Consider the following 19,246-nt stretch of genomic DNA (forward strand, 5'->3'; position numbering starts at 1 on the left):
AGCGCTACTTCAGGTCAAAGAACTATTACTTAGAATTTAGCTCATGTTCATGGTGCTGAGCTATTTCATCGGTAATGGCTTGCTGTTTTCTATTTTCAGATATCTTACGTTCGGTTAACCAATAAAAGAATAACGGCACAAAGAAGATGGCTAAAAATGTTGCCGCTATCATGCCACCCATCACACCTGTACCAACACTATGACGAGCACCTGCACCGGCACCTGAGCTTAACGCTAAGGGAACAACACCTAAAATAAAGGCAAGCGATGTCATAATTATGGGTCTAAAACGTAAGCGGGCGGCTTCTAATGCCGCAGCACCAGTCGTCCAGCCTTCTTGTTTTTTCATTAAGGCATATTCAACAATTAAAATGGCATTTTTACTGGCTAAACCAAGTAAGGTGACTAAGCCAATTTGGAAATAGACATCACTGGTCATGCCGGCAATCCAAACAGAAACTAACGCACCAAATATACCAAAAGGTAAAGCCAACAGCACTGATAACGGCAGAGACCAACGCTCATAAAGAGCAGCTAGAATCAAAAATACCATAATCACGGCCATGCCTAATGCAATGGCGGTAGAGCCAGAACTTCTTTTTTCTTGGTAAGCAGTCCCAGTCCATTCATAACTCATGTCTGATGGTAATACTTCGTTGGCAATCCGCTCTATTTCGGCAATCGCTTGGCCTGAGCTATACCCTGGCGCTGCACTACCTAATAATTTCACCGCAGACAAGTTATTGTATCTGTCTAAACTATCAGGACCACTGCTGTAATTAATTTCGGCAAAGGCAGAGATAGGTACCATTTCACCGCCATTACTTTTAACGTAAATACGCGATATATCTTTAGGACTCATTCTAAACTCGGGCTCTGCCGACATCAGTACCTGCCATGTTCGACCGAATTTATTGAAGTCATTTAGATAATAAGTTCCCATGGTTCCAGCCAAGGCATTAAAAGCATTGTTAATAGGAATATCCATAGCGCGCGCTTGTTCACGATCTATTTCTACCGTCAGCTGTGGTGAGTCTGAACGCCATAATGTTTGCACCCCAGCAAGTATTGGACTTTGCTGAGCAGCGCCCATCATCGCTTGCATACTTTGTTTTAACTTAGCGACACCACCGTCACCACGGTTCTGCAGATAGAACTCAAAACCACCGGTATTACCTAAACCAGGTATCGCTGGTGGATTAAAAGCTAATACTAAGGCTTCATTGATATTAGCGGTTTTCATAAACAACTCACCTACCAATTGTTGAGTGCTTATTTCTCTATCATCCCAATGTTTTTGGGTGACAAAAATAGTGGCAGCATTATTTTTATAACCACCACCTAGAAAGTCAAAACCAGTAAAGGAAATAACATTTTCATTAGCGGGGTTTGACTCTATTGCTGCTATAACTTCATCGACTACTTTTTTGGTTCTTTGTAATGAGGCACCATCAGGTAAAAATACCGCAGAAATGTAAAAACCTTGGTCTTCATCAGGTACTAAAGAGCTGGGCGTTTTTAACCACATATTTGCTGTGATCACGACCATGCCAAGCACAAGCATCAAGGCTAATAAACCACGGCGAAGGAAGAAGCTTACACCCGTGACATAGTGCCCAGTCACTTTATTGAAAAAGCGATTAAAACCGTTAAAAAAGAAGTTGGTTTTTTTGTCTTCATGTTTCAATACTAAAACACATAGGGCAGGTGTCATGGTTAAGGCCACCAAGCCTGATAAACTTACCGAGATAGATATCGTGATAGCAAATTGACGAAATAATTCACCGGTTAAGCCACCTAAAAAGGCGATAGGTACAAAGACAGAACATAACACCAATACGATGGCAACGACTGGACCGCTCACTTCTTTCATCGCTTTGATAGCTGCATCACGAACTGAGACATCTTCTTCATGCATAATGCGTTCTACGTTTTCAAGTACAACGATTGCATCATCAACAACAATACCAATGGATAACACCATACCAAACAAGGTCAATGTATTAATGGAATAACCCAGCATATACAGGCCAGCAAAGGTGCCTAACAAAGAAACTGGTACGGCCATAATAGGAATTAAGGTAGCACGCCAATTTTGTAAAAAGATAAAAACCACTAAGAATACCAGTAGCATAGCTTCGCCAAGGGTTTTCAATACTTCTCGAATAGAGACTTTTACAAAGCGAGTGGTGTCGTATGGCAATAAATGCTCGAGCCCAGTAGGGAAACGGGTCTCTAATTCAGCAATGGTGGCATTAACTTCGTCGGCAACATCAAGGGCATTAGCACCGGGTTGTAAGAATATACCCAGTAGTACTGCTTTTTTACCGTTGATACGGCCATCAAAGTCATAATCTTTTGAGCCTAATTCGACGCGCGCAATATCTTTCAAACGCAGCGAACTACCATCGTTATTTGCCCGAATAATGATATCTTCAAACTCTTTTGCCGTGCTTAATCGCCCTTGTACTTTTACACTGTATACCAATGATTGTGGACTCACGGAAGTCGGTGTCGCACCAATTCTACCGGCAGCGTATTGAGAGTTTTGTTCACGTACTGCACTGCTAATCTCTTCAACAGTAACGCCAAGCTGGCTCATCACATCAGGACGTAACCAAATACGCATGGCATAATCTTTTGCGCCAAAAATTTGTACGCTAGTCGTGCCAGGAATACGTTTGATTTTATCAATAATGTTTAACGTTACATAATTAGAAGTCCATAATGCTTCGCGGCTATCATCAGGTGAGTAAAAAGCATGTACATGTAAAAAGCTTGATGAGCCTTTAGCAACCACAACACCTTGACGGCGTGTTTCTTCAGGTAAACGTGCTTCTACTTGTTTAACACGGTTGTTAACATTAACGGAAGCTTGGTCTGGGTCTGTACCTATTTCAAAGGTAACCGTGATGGTTGTTGCACCAGCACTGGTTGATGTTGAGGACATATACATCATGCCTTCAACGCCTGTAATTGCATTTTCTAAAGGCGTAGCAACGGTTTGTTCTAATACTTCAGCAGATGCACCAGGATACACAGCGGTAACTTGTACAACGGGTGGCGACATTTCTGGATATTGTGCGATAGATAAACTGCGCATAGCAGCCAACCCAGCCAAAACAATAAAAATAGAAATGACAAAAGCAAAGATAGGTCGATCAATAAAATAACGAGAAAACATTAATCTGCCCCTTATTGTTGTGCGGCAGACGGTAACTGATCATCAGCTAAACGTATCGGCATACCTGGAAAGAAAATACGCGCCATGCCATCAATAATGACTTGGTCACCTGTTTTTAAACCTTCACGAATTATCCAGCCATTTTCTATACCTGCAACCTCAGTTACCCATTCGCCGACAACAACGGGAGCAGGTAATGCGACAGTCACACCTTTGTCATTTTTAGCCATAACATAAACAAATTTTCCAAGACCATTATCCAAAACGGCTCTTTGCGGTACAACATAGGCATTTTCACGTACAGCACCTTCTAAAATGATGCGAACAAATTGTCCGGGTCTTAATGAGAAGTTTGGATTTGGTGTAATTGCCTGTAATTCACTTGTGCCTGTTTGACTATTTATCCGGATGTCGCTGAAGTTAACTTGCCCAACTTGAGGGTGGAGTGAACCATCAAACAATTTAATTCTGGTGTTCCAATGGCCTTCTTCTGGCAAAGTAAGTAAGCCTGCAGCTTCATCATTACGCATTTGTAATTGCTCACGTTCAGATAAGCCAAAACGCACACGAATAGGATCAATTTGGGTTAATTGTGTTAACAATACTTCAGGGCCTGAGACATAAGTCCCTTCAGATACTAATTCACGACCAACAATACCGGTAACAGGAGATATTACCTTGGTATAATCTAAGCGTAATTTCGCTTGTTCTAAGTCCGCCTGCATTGATTTAACATCAGCTAAATTAATGTCAGCACTTGAAATGGCATTGTCTAACTCGCGTTGTGAAATTGAATTTTTCTCACGTAATGGCCTTATGCGATTAACTTCACGTTGGGCTTGTTCTAGACGGACCGTCGCAGCATTCAAATCTGCTTTGCTTTTGGCCATTTCAGCGGCATAAGTTTTAGCGTCTAAGCTAAATAATGATTGTCCTGCTGTGACTTTATCACCCTCACTAAAGTTGCGGGTTTGTAAAATACCGGATACTTGAGCACGAATTTCCACTTCTTTAGCGCCAGATAACGTGGCAGGTAATTCAATACTAAAAGGAACTGATTGGGTTGTCATACTCATCACAGACACTGCTGCAGGTTGCATACCTTTAGGGGCAGACTGTTGTGCTTGTTCACAGCCGGTAAGTGCTGTAGCAAGGAGTACGCTGGATGATACCAATAAGAGGCGACTAAAAAATGGCTTTAGTTGACCATTTAACATAAAACGAAATGTTGACATAAAAAACCTATAAGGAAATGACCAAATACATAATAACATTAGGGTCTGTTGAACTTTCGCGGTTAAATTTTGTTCGAGATAAAAGCATTTTAGTCGAGGCGAGTAGTGTGTAGCTTAGTCATTCTAAGCTACACACTACTCAACAATGAGTAAAACGCTTTTAGTCGAATCCTTCGGACAGCGTTTGTTGGTCATTTTTACGGCGTTATCGCCTTTTTATGTGGAACAACCACATGACAAAGGCTCTGCCTTGTATAAATATTCAACATAAAGCTGCAAAAATAATCTCGAAGGATCAACAGACCCTTAGAATTACATATTTAGTACAAAATAATACAAAATGTAAACTACTCGGTGCAGTTTACCTATTTTTATTGAAAAGTAAACTAAACAGTGTAGTATTTACCTATGGTCCGATTTTTTATAATTAAGTAGTATGGAAAAAGCATTAACCCTAACGGAAAAAAAGCGTTTAGACATTTTAGCGGCTGCACAAGATGAGTTTAAAGAAAAAGGTTTTCTCGGCGCTAGCATGGATTCATTGGCCAAAAGAGCCGAAGTATCAAAACGTACCGTATATAATCATTTTCCTAGTAAAGAAATTTTGTTTCACAATATTGTTAAAGAACTTTGTGACTCCTTTAGCCAAGCGGTAAATATTCGATACGAATCGAAGAAACCACTTGATGAGCAGTTGCATATTGCTGCTATGAATGAAATTGAACTGTTAGCGTCTGAATGCTTTCGTAACTTGAACCGTATAACTATTTCTGAATGTATTCGCTCCCCAGAATTAGCGTCGAGTACTTTAGAGCACCTAGGCCAACAAAAAGATGGCTTACATGTTTGGATTAATGAGGCGATGAATGACGGTCGACTCAAAAAATCGGATGCTAACTTTGCTGCTCAGCAATTTTTAGGTTTGATTAAGGCCAGTGCTTTTTGGCCACAATTATTTATGAATCAAACGTTTCCATCACCTGAACAGCAGCAAATAATTGCTGATGATACCGTGTTAATGTTTTTAGCGCGTTATAAGGCCTAATACCAATTCCATTAAGTTCTCGCTGAGTGGGAAATAACTTAATGGACTTGTTATAACCGTTAGGGTTAAGCCAAATAATGTCGGTCGATTCTATAGACTTGTTAAATCAAATAAGGCAGTATCAAATATATAGCTTATTATTGTTTTAATGGCAGTAACTAGCGTCACTTCGTATAACCCCAGTGATATGGATTGGGGGTCTCTACCAGGAACCAATAAATCCTGATTACGAAGAGTTTAGTGCTTTAGTGCTTTCTCTTTGTACGAATAATTTTCATTCAAAAGAAAGCACTGAATGAACTTTTATAATTATTGGGAACTTCATCATGAATAAATTTATCCAGTCTTTACCTAAAGTAGAACTCCACCTCCATATTGAAGGAACGCTTGAGCCTGAATTAATGCTTGAATTAGCACAGCGCAATAGTATAAATATTCCTTTCAATTCAGTTGAAGAAATAAGAGATGCTTACAATTTCCATAATCTACAATCATTTTTAGATATTTACTTCCAAGGGGCAGATGTACTGGTCCATGAGCAAGACTTTTTTGATCTGACCTGGGCTTATTTACTCCGCTGCCAAGAAGATAATGTGCTGCACACAGAGATATTTTTTGACCCCCAAGCACACACAGAACGCGACATCTTATTTGATACGGTAGTCAATGGTATTCATCGTGCACTTAATAAAGGTGTCAGTGACTTAGGGATCACCAGTAAGTTAATTATGTGTTTCTTACGTCATTTAGATGAAGAATCTGCGTTTAAAACGTTAACGCAAGCACAAGAGCATAAAGATAAAATTATCGGAGTAGGTTTAGACTCCACAGAAATTGGCAACCCCGCGAGTAAGTTTGAACGAGTTTTTAAACAAGCCCTTGAACAAGGTTTTTTAACTGTCGCTCACGCCGGTGAAGAAGGGCCTGCAGATAATATTAGCGAGGCATTAAGCTTACTGAAAATTACTCGCATTGATCATGGCGTGCGTTGTTCAGAAGATGCGAGCCTAGTAAAGCAGCTTGTCAGTGAACGTATTCCTCTTACCGTTTGCCCACTATCTAATATTAAACTAAAAGTTTTTGACCGTATGGAACAGCACAATATTGTGACGCTACTGCGTCAAGGGGTTTGTGTCACAATTAATTCTGACGACCCGGCCTATTTTGGTGGTTATATGACAGATAATTTTGTAGCGGTAAATAATGCACACCCGATGAATAAAGCTGAAATTGCTCAATTTACTTTTAACGCCATTGAAGCCAGCTTTGTTTCTTCGAGTGAACAAGAACGGCTAAGACAAGTGACACAGCAATTTGTTGAACTACACAATAGGGTTTTATGAATGAATACTCTATCAATTAGCGCCGATAAAATAACTTATATTAGATCGATGATAGGTTGTTGACTCACTATTATTTTTGCCTATCTAATATCGAAATTATGTAAATTTCACAAATAAAAAACGAGCTAATAGGCTCGTTTTTTATTTTTGAAGCTTTTTTAACTGAATAATTTTTCATAAATAAAGTACTTAAGGTGCAGGGTATCACTAGTTAAATGAATTATTAATGAGTAATTGTGAATTATTAATAAACAACATTTGTCTTGAAAATAATATTCGTACAGATTTTTTTTAGGTATTAAATAAATAGCTTTTGCTATTATTTTACTCTTTTATGCGGAATAACTGTTATTTGACCATATAAAATTTCGTTTTTATCGGAATTTCATCAGCACATTCTGCTACAACTTCTATAGACTTTTTTACCGTCAGATTGACGTGATTATTAGTTAAGAAACATAACAAAACGACTACCTACAGCGTATTGCATTCTCAACACTATAAGAAATAAATCCATGCAAGTTGTTAGGTTCTTCGTAATTTTGCTAAGGCAAATTGATTTTTAAGATTGGAGTGAACAAAACATGATAGAAAATAACATCACCATAAGCGCTACTTTTATCGCTTATTTACTTTTAATGATGGGTATAGGTTATTACGCCTATAAACGAACAGTAGATTCTACGGATTATTTCCTCGGTGGCCGTACTTTAGGACCTTGGCCTACAGCAATTTCAGCTGGTGCTTCAGATATGAGTGGTTGGTTATTGTTGGGCTTACCTGGGTTTGCCTTCACCTCTGGTGCTTCATCTCTTTGGTTAGCCGGTGGACTACTTTTGGGTACTTGGCTAAACTGGTTAGTATGTGCAAAGCGTCTTCGTACTTTCAGTATCGAAGCAGATAATGCACTGACCCTACCAGAATATTTTGCACGCCGTTTCAACGATAAATCAAAATTACTACAAACTATTTCAGCCTTGTTTATTCTTATGTTCTTCCTATTTTATACCAGTGCAGGTTTAGTTGCGGGTGGTAAGTTATTTGAGACAGTATTCGGTCTCGATTATGAACTAGCTGTCATTCTTGGAACAGTCTGTGTGGTTTCTTATACTCTTTTTGGTGGCTTTTTGGCGGTATCATGGACTGACTTAGTACAAGGATTATTAATGGCTGCTGCGCTAGCATTTGTGCCATTAGCCGCGATGGAAGGTAGTTTTGCTGATCTTTCAAATTCAGTGGGCTCAAAAAACCCTGAATTACTTGATATGTTTACTACTGCTGCGGGTGAGCCCATGGGAATTATTGCTATTATCTCTTTAGTAGCTTGGGGTTTAGGCTATTTTGGTCAGCCTCATATCTTAGCGCGTTTTAATGCGTCACGTTCAAACAAAGACCTAACAACAGCTCGTCGCATCGCTGTTATTTGGACCACTATTTCTATGATTGGTGCCATTTTAGTTGGCCTAGTCGGCATGATGTATGTGGATGAACACTTAGGTGGAAAATTGGCTGATAGCGAAACAATCTTCATGTTATTAGTTAATGCTATTTTCCATCCTGTTATTGCAGGTATCTTACTCGCCGCGATTTTAGCTGCTGTAATGAGCACTGCAGACTCTCAATTGCTTGTGTCATCATCTGCACTTGCCGAGGATTTCTACAAACAACTTTACCGTCCTGATGCAAGCCCAGAAGAAGTTGTGCTGGTTGGCCGAATAGGCGTAGTTTTATTATCAATTATTGCACTGGTATTGGCCTTTAACCCTGAAAGCTCTGTTTTAGGACTTGTATCTTATGCATGGGCTGGATTTGGTGCCGCCTTTGGACCTGCATTAATACTTTCTCTTTATTGGAAACGTATGAATCGCAATGGCGCTCTTGCAGGTATTTTAGTTGGTGGCATTACCGTTGTTATTTGGAAAGAGCTTAGCGGCGGCATTTTCGACTTGTTCGAAATTGTCCCTGGTTTTGTCTTTGCCAGTGTCACTATTGTAACGGTTAGTCTGCTAACAAAAGCACCATCAAGTAAAATCACAGACCTTATTGATCGAGTAGAAAATACGCTCGCACAAGAATAATACACCTTCAGCACTGACCAACCATACGAGTAACTTAAGGTTGGTCAGACGCTAAAATTTATCCAAACGACGATTCTCATTAGCTGCAAACGGGATTAATTTTTCCTTCTGACAGCTAATAACTAATATTAAATAAAATTAAGTATCAATATGAAATATTCAATAACATTATCTAGCTTACTATTTGCCATCTCTCCAGCTGTTTTTGCCGACACTCATGATGCAACCAACCAACGTATCACTCAATTAGAGCAACAGTTAATTGAGCTAAAAACTCAAGTTAAAACTCAAGTTAAAACACAAGAAGAAACAGAAAAAGCAGCAGAACCAAATATTAAAATTGGTGGGGCTGTTCGTTTCCAATATAGTTATGAAGATTACAATGAAGAAAATAGAGATCGTGTTGGTGATTTAGATTTTGATGTGTTTCGCCTTGATGTTAATGGCAGTATTGGCGACGTATCAGTATCAGCCCAATATCGTTGGTATCAATATATGGACGTTATTCACCATGCTTACGTTGGCTACAAATTCGATGAAGAGTGGCAGGGACAGCTAGGTATCACACAAGTACCTTTTGGTGTGCTTGACTACAACTCAAATAGCTTTTTCTTTAGCTCAGGTTACTATGTCGGTTTAGAAGATGATTTTGATGCGGGTATTTCTTTTATCAGAAAATCAGGGAATCATGACTTACGACTTGCTTTCTTCAAAAATGATGAACAAGGCGGCATTGATGGTTATGTAGGTGATAGAACCGACCGTTATTCTTATGATGTTATCGGCATTACAGATGGTGAAGAAATGGCTGAAAGCAATACTTTCAATGCCCGTTATGCTTACAACTTTAGCAATACTGAAGTAGGTATTTCATTACAACATGGTGATCTTGCTGGTAAAAATGACTCGTTGGGCAGTCACAGCGCTTATGCTGTTCATGTTAAAAGCCAAATCGAAAATATTGGAGTTATGTTTCAATTCTCAGATTATGAATATGATTTAGATGATGGTAGCGAAACAGTGTCAGTAGGAGCATACAGCTTTAGTGACAACATTCCTGCAGAAGCCAAACTATATAATTTAAATCTATCATACTCGATGGATGTGGACATGGGCCCTGTAACTAATCTTAAATTCTACAATGACTTTAATTTAATGACAGACAAATCGGGTGATTACGATAATGACACCGTTATGAACGTTGTTGGTGTTGCTGTTAGTGCTGGAGGGATTTATAGCTACATCGATCTTATTACCGCTAAGAATCAACCTTTTATAGGTGGTTCAATGGCTAATGACAATGATGATTGGAACACCCGTCTTAACATCAACGTTGGCTACTATTTCTAAATAACCAAGTGTAGCTTAGTAACATAAGGGGTGGGATAGTACTAAGCTATTACATCCCTTGTCACTGAACGTATTTTTCTACCTAATATTTACTACATAGTTAGGATAGACTTAGAATATAGCTAGTTTATAGGCACATCTTTAAGCTTGCTATCTGTGGCTCGTTTTGTTGTGCGCTCTTTAGTTATTTTCTTTTTAGTTACCTGGTCGAGTTTAATCATATAAGAGTTTCGACCTATGCCACTAAATTCTTCATCGGTAAAGATGATGGTATTATTGTCAGAAAAGGTTACGGCTTCTTTTTGAGTGACTATACCTAAATCAATTTTATAGGCATCACCAGAGAAGAAATCATCGTCTTGCCAGTTTTCGAACAACCATAATCGCTCTGAATCTAATAACACTAACTTTGTTCTATCTGGGCTTAACGCGGCAGACGTTATCCAGCAGAGTTTCTCATGGGTGGTACAGGTATTAAAATTACTAATAAAACCAGCTTGATAATTATCAGCATGGTCGCCAATCTTGTATAAGTTGGTATCACCATCAAAAGGCTCGGTACGATTTTTTGAAAACAGATATAAGTGTTTTTTATAAAAAACAAAGGCCTCTAAATCAAAGTTTTTTTCTGAAGCTTTCGGTGGGAAGTGTAACTGCTCTGGAAAAGTGAATTTAATTATTTCTGCTTGAGTTTCTGTGCCCTTAATATCGATGGGGTTTTCAATTTTATAAATAGTTAACCACTTACGTATGTTGTCATTATTACCAAAATCACCAATGAAAAAATGGCCAAAGTCATCTTGGGTCATATCTTCCCAGTCCAAATTCCTTGCATTAGTAATAGTGATTGTTTTGTTCACTTTACCATCGCTTTGTATACGATGTATTTGCGCTAAATTACCACCATCATTAATGCCCCACAAGTTACCAGCCTTGTCGACTTCAATACCAGAAATCTCTTTAAGCTTACTATCTAAAGTTACTAATTTACTGCTATAAAGTTGATTGATTGCAGTTAAAGTAAGTATTAAAACGAGTAAAGTGCTAATGATTACTATGGCGTAAACCGATCTTTTTATCATTAATTTTCCAAGTAAAGTGAAACATTTAGACCAAAGGGAATTCCCTGTTTTTAGCGAGAGTTAATACCATCAATGTATTTTATTATTAACAAACCGTTGGCTTTCATTGTTTACTTAAATCCACATATCGATTTAATTTCCCGATAAAATAGCACAGGTCACTTACTTTACCTGCTATTTTTTTGTTTTGTTTTCGGGAGATATTAAATGAAGATAATGCCGACACAGGACAATCGGCATTAGATAATTGCTCCAGTATCATTCAATAAGGTACTTGCTGTGCCGTATGTATTCTCTAGGAAGCGACATCCGTGTAGCTTCTTTAACGAAATAAATCACGCCGCATATGAGCCTTTAACATGATCGTTGAAGCATGGCAGCTAAGCTTATTTCGCTAGTTCAATCAGCATTGCTGTGTACATTTTCAGGGTTAATACAAATTGCTCCATGGTAATAAACTCATGTTCTGAATGACCTGTGTATACTGTTCCTGGCATCGAAGGACCAAAGCTGACTGCATTAGGAAAAAGTCTTGAGTTAGTACCCCCGCCAATAGAGATCGGTTTAGCATCGGTTATATTTGTATAAAATGAGAATACGTCAAGTAAGGTGTCAATTTGCGGAGCATTTTTTTGTACAAAAGGCTCATTAATTTCATTGCTAACATCTACTAAGGTTATTTGGTTTTGTTGTTGCCACTTAGTTAATGTCGAACTAATTTCACGCTCTAGTTGCTTGGTGCTTTTGCCAACAGGTCGGCGAATGTTGATATTTAACTCCATACCTTTGCTTGTTGCTTTAAGAACGGTAGGTTGCACCGACATTGGTCCCATGAAGTCATCACTATAGGCGATGTCACCAAATTTACTGCCGTATAAACCTATGCCTAAGTGATCATTGATAAAATTAATCAAGGCACCGCTGGCATTATTCGGCCAGTGATTTATCGCTAATAAATCTGCTAAGTGGGTAATGGCATTTACACCATATTCAGGCTTCGAAGAATGAGCTGATTTGCCCAGAGCACTAATACTTAAGCGTTTACCTTGCCATTGGTAGTTATAACTCATGCCAATGTGGGATTGAGCTCGCTGCTTTATCTCAGCTAATAGTTTTTGATTGGCGTTCTCTATGCTTACATGAGCATCTTCTGGAATTTGACTGCCAAAAAAACCACCGGTAAATTCACTGATATAAACTTTGTTCGATGTATAGTTGGCTTTAGGAAAAGTCATGCTTATGGTGCCATAACCTTTTTCTGCCGTTACTACAGGGTATTCTGAATCAAGGGTGATGTTAACCTGTGGCAGAGAGTGAAGTTTGATGTGTTGACGCAATGGCTCCCAATCAGATTCTTCGGCCATGTAAACATATAACTCGATACGCTTATTTAGCTTAACGTTTGAATCTTTGATAGCTTTCATTGCATACAAGGCATTACTTATTGGCCCTTTATCATCTTCTGTTCCTCTACCAATAAGTTTTCCAGGCTCAGAAGTTAGGTCAAGTGTTAGGGGAGATTGTGCCCATTTAGTCGGATTAAAAGGTTGGATATCACCATGAGTGATCATGCCTACACGCTGCTCGTTATCACCTAAACCAATAACTACCACATAACCATAGTCTATATAATCTAAACCTAAGTGTTTGGCTTGTTTGGCCAACTCGGCTTTAAATTTTTGATGTTCAGGATTATCTGGAGAGTTTACACCCTCTACTGCTACGGTATTAAATGTCATTAATTGACGTAAGCTTTCGAGCATTTGAACTTGGTAGGTTGATTGTGCATATTGTGCAGTCTTAGTGGCAATATCACTCACACCAGCAAACGCTTGTATGGGGGATAATAAGGCACAAGAGACTAGTAGAGAAATTAAATAGTTATATTTTGGCACGAACATACTCCTTTAGTTTTAGTTTCGCTTTTAGCGGAACATTTTTCTGTGATTTTATGTTGCTATTATTTTTGATAAATGGCTTTTGATAACCCTAGCTTATTTGAAATGTTAACAAGTATTAAGTTGAAAGTACTTAGAGAGTTAGTTATATTTTTACAGCAATTTTCTAGGTTAACTTGCTTGCTCTCTACTTTAGTGGCTTGTGTGGCTATTTTTATGTTCATAATATTTACCTCTTTATGTTGCTTAAAGCCATATTGCCTAGAACATCACAATGAAACCAACAATAAGAATTTATCGTATCCATAAGCTGAGCTTATGCATCTGATTTACTGTGTATTGCTTCAATTACTCTGAGGGAAGTTAAGATGGATAAAAGATTAAAGCAGCTAAATAACTTACGAAGCTTTGAAAGTGCAGCTCGCCATCAAAGTTATAGTAAAGCAGCAGAAGAGTTGTTTGTTACCCAAGCTGCAGTTAGTCAGCAAATGAGGCAGTTAGAGGCCGCCATGGGCAGTCAGTTGTTTGTCCGTAACGGTAGGAAAATGCAATTAACCGAAAGTGGTGAAAAGCTTTATATAGCGACTCATAAAGCATTCGACACACTGTTAAAAGGCTTTAACAGTATTCAAACAGAAGACGTTGCTGGTACCCTAACTATAACGTCCACTCAAGCATTTACATCTTTATGGCTTATGCCAAGGCTGTATAAATTTTCTATTAAACATCCTGAAATCAAAGTAAAAGTCGTTTCCTCAAATGGTCTTGAAGATCTCCGTAGAGGTCATATCGATTTAGCTATTCGCTTTATAACCAATAAAGAAGTAGATACCAGTGATGATATGACATATGAATTTATTGCTGAAGATCATGTGTATCCGGCCTGCTCACCACAATTGATGAAAGAATATAACTTTAAAGAGCCACAAGATGTTTTGAAGTGCTGGTTAGTCAGCTTAGAAAATCAAGGCAGCATTGACTGGCGCACATGGTTTAAGGAAGCAGGTGTTGAAAACTATCAATGCCATAAAAAATGGACAGAGGTCAGCTCTGGCGATATGGCGTTAAGTGCAGTACTCAGTGGTCATGGTTTTACTTTAGCATCACAAGCGCTTTTCTCTCAATATGTGATTACAGGGCAGTTGGTTATTCCGTTTAATATTAAACATCCGATTTCCTTTAAACGATATTTTGTCTTTGACCCTAATTCGGCGAAAAAAGAACGGGTTAATGTTTTTACTACTTGGCTTAAAGAAGAAACTCTGCAAGATGAAAAAAGTACATTAGAGGCGATAAATTACGGTAGTTTATAGCGTAAAACCTTAATTATTATTTATTAATAATATTTACTGTTATTTTGTAGCTACTTAAAAATAAATACCTGAAATTTATCTATCATAGAACCGTCAAAGCAACCGCAAGACCTGTGTCTACGGCGTTAGCTCTTAAGTTCTTCTACATCTTGCCCATTTTGACTGCGTTTTAATTGAATAACTAGCAGAGTGATATTTTATCTAAATAAGTAATTTGTATGCTTCAGCAGCAAGTAAGTAACCCCAAAACATGTTGTTGATGAAAAAAACATCACTTTATTTCAAAGATTATATTTTGTTCACACCACTCTTGCTATATAATATGCGACCTTAATATTTTGAGTCTTGATTGTTGTTTTCAGGGTTACTTATCTATTTATAAGATAGGTCCGTGCTACTAACAATCGTTGATTACTTGTTAGCAACATCTAGGAATACCTTTTGATCACTACATCGAACATTACAATGCAATTTGGCGCAGAGCCGTTATTTGAAAACATTTCGGCTAAATTTGGCAACGGTCACCGCTACGGTTTGATCGGAGCAAATGGCTGCGGCAAGTCTACATTTATGAAGATACTTAGTGGCGATTTAGTGCCAAGCTCTGGCAATGTATCAGTAAGTACCGGTAACAAAGTAAGTACTTTGGGCCAAGATCAATTCGCTTTTGAAACACACAATGTAATTGATACTGTGATCATGGGCGATATGCCTTTGTGGAAAGTAAAGCAAGAAAGAGATGCTATTTACGCCCAAGCTGAAATGAGTGAAGCCGATGGTATGCGTGTTGGTGACTTAGAAAGCCAATTTGCAGAAATGGACGGTTACACAGCAGAAAGTCGTGCTGGTGAAATCTTATTAGAAGCGGGTATTGAAGAGTCTTTTCACTACGGTTCAATGCAGCAAGTTGCGCCAGGTTGGAAGCTACGTGTGCTACTTGCACAAGCATTATTTGCAAACCCTGATATTTTATTACTCGATGAGCCTACCAACAACTTGGATATTCATACCATCAGTTGGTTAGAAGGTGAATTGAACAAACGTAAATGCACCATGATTATCATTTCGCATGATAGACATTTCCTTAACTCTGTATGTACGCATATGGCAGATATTGATTACGGTGAATTACGTGTTTACCCAGGTAACTATGAGTTCTTCTTAGCGCAGTCTGGTTTATTACGTGAACAGCTATTAGCCGGTAATGATAAAAAAGTTGCTGAAATTGCTGAACTACAAGACTTTGTTAACCGTTTTGGTGCTAATGCTTCAAAAGCTAAACAAGCAAGTTCTCGTGCTAAGAAAATGGATAAAATTAAACTTGATGATGTTAAATCATCGAGTCGTATTACCCCGAAGATTGCTTTTGCTCCAGGCAAAAAAATGCATCGTCAAGCTTTAGAACTTGAAAACCTAAGTCATGGTTTTGATGGCGAAATGTTGTTTGAAAATGGCGACTTATTACTAGAAGCCGGTGCTAAGTTAGCGATTATCGGCGAAAACGGCGTGGGTAAAACTACCTTATTACGTTGTTTAATGAGCGAATTAGAGCACATTGAAGGTGTTGTTAAATGGTCTGAAAATGCTTCTGTAGGTTATTGCCCGCAAGATAGTGGTTCATTCTTTGATAATGACCTAACGCTAATGGAGTGGATGTCGCAATGGCGTAGACCTTGTCACAACGATTTAAGTGTTCGTGGTATGTTAGGTCGTATGTTATTTACTGACGATGATGCGAATAAAAAAGCACGTAACTGTTCAGGTGGTGAAAAGAACCGTTTGTTATTTGGTATGTTAATGATGGCTGATATCAATGTATTAATCATGGATGAGCCGACTAACCACATGGATATCGAAGCGATTGATGCATTAAATAATGCTCTTAAAGACTTCGAAGGTACATTAATTTTTGTTAGTCATGACCGTGAGTTTATTTCTTCTTTAGCAACGCGCATTATTGATATTAAAGATAAAAAATTAATTGATTTCCAAGGTTCGTTAGATGAATACCTTGATAGCCAAATGCAGACTAAAAAAATTGCTTAGTCAGACGGCTTGAAAAAAACGAATGTAATTAGATAAAAAAGTTAAGGTTGTTAATCAACCTTAACTTTTTTTTTCAGTGTTTCGTGGGGAAGATCAATCGGCTCTGTTACTTAATTACTACTCTTAATAAAACGGCTAGTGGATCCACTCGAACTCGCTTCTACTCGTTCAATCACGAGTTTCATAGCTATTTATCCAACGATATTTTCTTTTGTTGCACAAACTGTATGGTGCCTGAGAAAGAAGTACTGCCTTGACTGTCATGAATAAAATTATGTTTAAGCTACCTCATCGCAGTGAGTAACTTATTTAACTGTTGCTTTTAGGAGACACCCTGATTCTTCTTGTTTTTCATAATCAAGTCATTGTTTAATATTATTATATTGTTTTTTAATTCGCTATTTTTGAAAATTACTATTGACTACGTGTTTCTTTTTGGCAACAGTCTTGGGGTGATGTTTTCATTTAAATCTTTAGAGAACAATGAATTGTCATGTTGGTCCACTTCGTGCTTTAGCTACGGAGCTGATTAGGTAAATTAGCTGATTAGTTATGTGAAATTTATAACAGACCTTGTGTGAGGTTTACGTTTAAATACTGGCTTTAGCCACTAACCATTTACTTATAAAAGGAAACCTTGATGTCTGAACCTATATCAGAAAAAGAATCAGAAACATTATCTCGTTGTATTAAAATAGATGACTGGATTTTTGAAATAAAAATGGTGCGGGCAATTAGAGTTGAAGAATACGGACAACCTTACTCAGCTATTGCCAACATTAACCTTAATGGTGATAACGCTTATGTAGACGGCTTAATGACAAACTCTGATGCAGAGTTTGTTAGAGAAGATTTTAATACGATAAAAGAGTATTTTAAGCGCTTAGGTGTTAAACAAGTTCAGTTCGATCGTTATAAAAACCAACAATCAACAGCTCATTCACATGATGTTTCAACAGCTCATTCACATGATGTTTCAACAGCAGAGTCAAAACCACAGCCATTGCAGCTGGTCAGTGTCGGTTAGCTAGTCGCAACAATGATAAAGAGACTAACATATAGTTAGTCGCTGTATTTTCAGTTTTATATCTACCAAGCTTGAAACAAAGCATATCTGCAACTGGCTAAAATATAGCTAGTGCTGCTTTAGGTGATAAGCTTATTTTTATTAAGTTCATCAGAACATTCGTTTGATAAATTATCATTAGGTAAACGTTTTTTAAACTCTCGTTTTAGAAAGTAAAAACTCACCGATGATTGCAAACAAACGGTAGCGACAGAAACATACCAAAGTTGCTCTATCTGAAAGTCACTTTGTTTGGATAACCAAAGGGCAGGCAAGATAAAAGTAATTAAGCGGGTTGCGGTACTCAGTAAAGCAGGCATGGTGTTTCCCAGAGCTTGAAACATACCCGAGCAAGTAAAAACTAAACCGGCAGGAACAAAGTTCCAACAAATCATTTGTAAAAAAGCCACACTAATCAAAATCACTTCTCGATCGTCAGAAAAGTGAGTCAGCATCCATTCTGCTTGGCTTAAACAAATTAACAAGATAATAGCCATTAACGAGCAGGTCATAATGGCAGTCCATCTAAAAGTATCTCTCACCCTTTGGTAATTTTGTGCGCCAAAGTTTTGCCCTGCAATCGCAGGCGCTGCAAAAGCAATAGCCATTGCAGGTAAGAATAATGCTTGCATGACACGTGAACCAAGACCAAATGCTGCTTGAGCTTCCGCACCAAACGGTTTAATTAGCCAATAAATAGCGCCCATATAAACAAACATCAAAAAGAACTCCCCACCGGCGGGTAAACCAATAGCGAGCAATTTCTTAATGCGAGGCACGTTAATATGCCAAAGAGAGAAATCAACGTTGACGTACTTATCTGTTGTTATAAAGTAATAACATAAAAGTACCACAGCAAAAATTACTGACAGTGAGCTGGCAAATCCAGCGCCAGCAATGCCCATGGCGTAGCCTGAACCCCAACCAGTAATCAATATGGGTGAGAGTATGATATTGAGTAAAATAGATAGCGTCTGAATCACCATAGTTGGTTTAACAATCCCTGTTCCTCGAAGCGCAGAGCTGATAGAGACCATAATAAACTGCAGTGCCATACAGGGAATGAACCAATGTAAGTATGTTAAGCCCATCATCACGGTTTCTGAGTCTTGTGATATTAAATTAAGGTAATCTTGTGCACCAAAATAACCAATGATACAAACAATGATGCCAACGACAGTAGATAACATCATTGATTGATTGAAGGTAAGGTTTGCGTCTTGTTGATCTTTTGCGCCTACCGCATGAGAGATAAGCGCTGCAGTGCTCACATTGAGTATTTGTGTCAGCGCGAAGATTAAAAACATCGCATTACCGGCTAAGCTCAATCCAGCGAGCGCTGCAGAGCCTAATTTACCCACAAAATACAAATCAACAATAAAATACAATGTTTGAATAAGCATACCTATCATCATGGGTAATGCCATCGAGATCAGATGTTTAGGAATTGAGCCTTGGGTAAGATCTTTCATGGTCGATGAAATCCGTTGTTGTTAGTTATTGGTTGTTAAAGGAAAAATATTTAGGTAAATAGTGAGTGAATAATTTGGTGAAGAAAATTGTTGGAGCTCGTTAGAGTATTCTTTTGCGATAACATATCGCATTC

General features: G+C 38.2%; 13 protein-coding genes and 1 riboswitch. Of the genes, 7 read left to right on the forward strand and 6 right to left on the reverse strand.

The features are described 5' to 3' along the window. Positions 1-25: 25 nt before the first annotated feature. Both CXF79_RS04255 and CXF79_RS04260 read right to left on the reverse strand, forming a co-directional pair. Positions 26-3,184, reverse strand: a complete 3,159-nt coding sequence (locus CXF79_RS04255; protein WP_011042192.1) for an efflux RND transporter permease subunit — start codon at positions 3,182-3,184, stop codon at positions 26-28. A gap of 11 nt (positions 3,185-3,195) precedes the next feature. Further along, entirely contained in the window at positions 3,196-4,419 is a 1,224-nt protein-coding gene (locus tag CXF79_RS04260; RefSeq protein ID WP_101154091.1) for an efflux RND transporter periplasmic adaptor subunit, read from the reverse strand. A gap of 436 nt (positions 4,420-4,855) precedes the next feature. Between CXF79_RS04260 and CXF79_RS04265 the strand changes: the two genes are divergently transcribed. The 4 genes from CXF79_RS04265 (at position 4,856) to CXF79_RS04280 (ending at position 10,235) form a co-directional block, all read left to right on the forward strand. Next, on the forward strand, positions 4,856-5,464 hold the full coding sequence (locus CXF79_RS04265; protein ID WP_011042195.1) for a TetR/AcrR family transcriptional regulator: 609 nt from the start codon (positions 4,856-4,858) through the stop codon (positions 5,462-5,464). Positions 5,465-5,613: 149 nt separating this feature from the next. Then, positions 5,614-5,713, forward strand: a riboswitch (purine riboswitch). 77 nt (positions 5,714-5,790) lie between these two features. Beyond that, positions 5,791-6,807 carry an adenosine deaminase gene (locus CXF79_RS04270; protein WP_101154092.1) on the forward strand — a complete coding sequence of 339 codons (1,017 nt, stop codon included), beginning with the start codon at positions 5,791-5,793 and terminating at the stop codon, positions 6,805-6,807. Between the two features lie 584 nt (positions 6,808-7,391). Continuing rightward, on the forward strand, positions 7,392-8,885 hold the full coding sequence (putP, locus tag CXF79_RS04275; protein ID WP_101154093.1) for a sodium/proline symporter PutP: 1,494 nt from the start codon (positions 7,392-7,394) through the stop codon (positions 8,883-8,885). A gap of 150 nt (positions 8,886-9,035) precedes the next feature. Continuing rightward, a complete protein-coding gene (locus CXF79_RS04280; RefSeq protein ID WP_101154094.1) occupies positions 9,036-10,235 on the forward strand; it encodes a porin in 1,200 nt (399 codons plus the stop codon). A 122-nt stretch (positions 10,236-10,357) separates the two neighbouring features. Here the strand turns inward: CXF79_RS04280 and CXF79_RS04285 are convergent, their stop codons facing one another. From CXF79_RS04285 to CXF79_RS23340, 3 genes are all read right to left on the reverse strand, one after another. Then, positions 10,358-11,317 carry a hypothetical protein gene (locus CXF79_RS04285; RefSeq protein WP_101154095.1) on the reverse strand — a complete coding sequence of 320 codons (960 nt, stop codon included), beginning with the start codon at positions 11,315-11,317 and terminating at the stop codon, positions 10,358-10,360. A gap of 386 nt (positions 11,318-11,703) precedes the next feature. Then, positions 11,704-13,218, reverse strand: coding sequence for a dipeptidase (locus CXF79_RS04290; protein WP_101154096.1), 1,515 nt, complete (start codon positions 13,216-13,218; stop codon positions 11,704-11,706). A gap of 59 nt (positions 13,219-13,277) precedes the next feature. Continuing rightward, entirely contained in the window at positions 13,278-13,439 is a 162-nt protein-coding gene (locus tag CXF79_RS23340; RefSeq protein WP_157825839.1) for a hypothetical protein, read from the reverse strand. A gap of 144 nt (positions 13,440-13,583) precedes the next feature. Here CXF79_RS23340 and CXF79_RS04295 point away from each other — a divergent pair, with 144 nt between their 5' ends. From CXF79_RS04295 to CXF79_RS04305, 3 genes are all read left to right on the forward strand, one after another. Next, entirely contained in the window at positions 13,584-14,528 is a 945-nt protein-coding gene (locus CXF79_RS04295) for a LysR substrate-binding domain-containing protein (RefSeq protein ID WP_101154097.1), read from the forward strand. A gap of 441 nt (positions 14,529-14,969) precedes the next feature. Beyond that, the gene (locus CXF79_RS04300) at positions 14,970-16,574 is read left to right on the forward strand and encodes an ABC-F family ATPase (RefSeq protein WP_101154098.1); all 1,605 of its coding nucleotides are present in this window, start codon (positions 14,970-14,972) and stop codon (positions 16,572-16,574) included. Between the two features lie 640 nt (positions 16,575-17,214). Then, positions 17,215-17,601: a hypothetical protein gene (locus CXF79_RS04305; protein ID WP_101154099.1), complete on the forward strand. Its 387-nt coding sequence runs from the start codon at positions 17,215-17,217 to the stop codon at positions 17,599-17,601. Between the two features lie 119 nt (positions 17,602-17,720). Here CXF79_RS04305 and CXF79_RS04310 read toward each other — a convergent pair whose 3' ends face one another. Further along, positions 17,721-19,112, reverse strand: coding sequence for an MATE family efflux transporter (locus CXF79_RS04310; RefSeq protein WP_101154100.1), 1,392 nt, complete (start codon positions 19,110-19,112; stop codon positions 17,721-17,723). Positions 19,113-19,246 lie beyond the last annotated feature (134 nt).

Origin of the sequence: Colwellia sp. Bg11-28 (genome assembly GCF_002836245.1) — a bacterium.
Lineage (GTDB): Bacteria > Pseudomonadota > Gammaproteobacteria > Enterobacterales > Alteromonadaceae > Colwellia > Colwellia psychrerythraea_A.

Coding starts and splice junctions, on each gene's coding strand:
- CXF79_RS04285 (WP_101154095.1), bottom strand. CDS start 11,317: ATGATAAAAAGATCGGTTTACGCCATAGTAATCATTAGCACTTTACTC.
- CXF79_RS23340 (WP_157825839.1), bottom strand. CDS start 13,439: ATGAACATAAAAATAGCCACACAAGCCACTAAAGTAGAGAGCAAGCAA.
- CXF79_RS04260 (WP_101154091.1), bottom strand. CDS start 4,419: ATGTCAACATTTCGTTTTATGTTAAATGGTCAACTAAAGCCATTTTTT.
- CXF79_RS04270 (WP_101154092.1), top strand. CDS start 5,791: ATGAATAAATTTATCCAGTCTTTACCTAAAGTAGAACTCCACCTCCAT.
- CXF79_RS04290 (WP_101154096.1), bottom strand. CDS start 13,218: ATGTTCGTGCCAAAATATAACTATTTAATTTCTCTACTAGTCTCTTGT.
- CXF79_RS04255 (WP_011042192.1), bottom strand. CDS start 3,184: ATGTTTTCTCGTTATTTTATTGATCGACCTATCTTTGCTTTTGTCATT.
- CXF79_RS04265 (WP_011042195.1), top strand. CDS start 4,856: ATGGAAAAAGCATTAACCCTAACGGAAAAAAAGCGTTTAGACATTTTA.
- putP (WP_101154093.1), top strand. CDS start 7,392: ATGATAGAAAATAACATCACCATAAGCGCTACTTTTATCGCTTATTTA.
- CXF79_RS04310 (WP_101154100.1), bottom strand. CDS start 19,112: ATGAAAGATCTTACCCAAGGCTCAATTCCTAAACATCTGATCTCGATG.
- CXF79_RS04280 (WP_101154094.1), top strand. CDS start 9,036: ATGAAATATTCAATAACATTATCTAGCTTACTATTTGCCATCTCTCCA.
- CXF79_RS04295 (WP_101154097.1), top strand. CDS start 13,584: ATGGATAAAAGATTAAAGCAGCTAAATAACTTACGAAGCTTTGAAAGT.
- CXF79_RS04305 (WP_101154099.1), top strand. CDS start 17,215: ATGTCTGAACCTATATCAGAAAAAGAATCAGAAACATTATCTCGTTGT.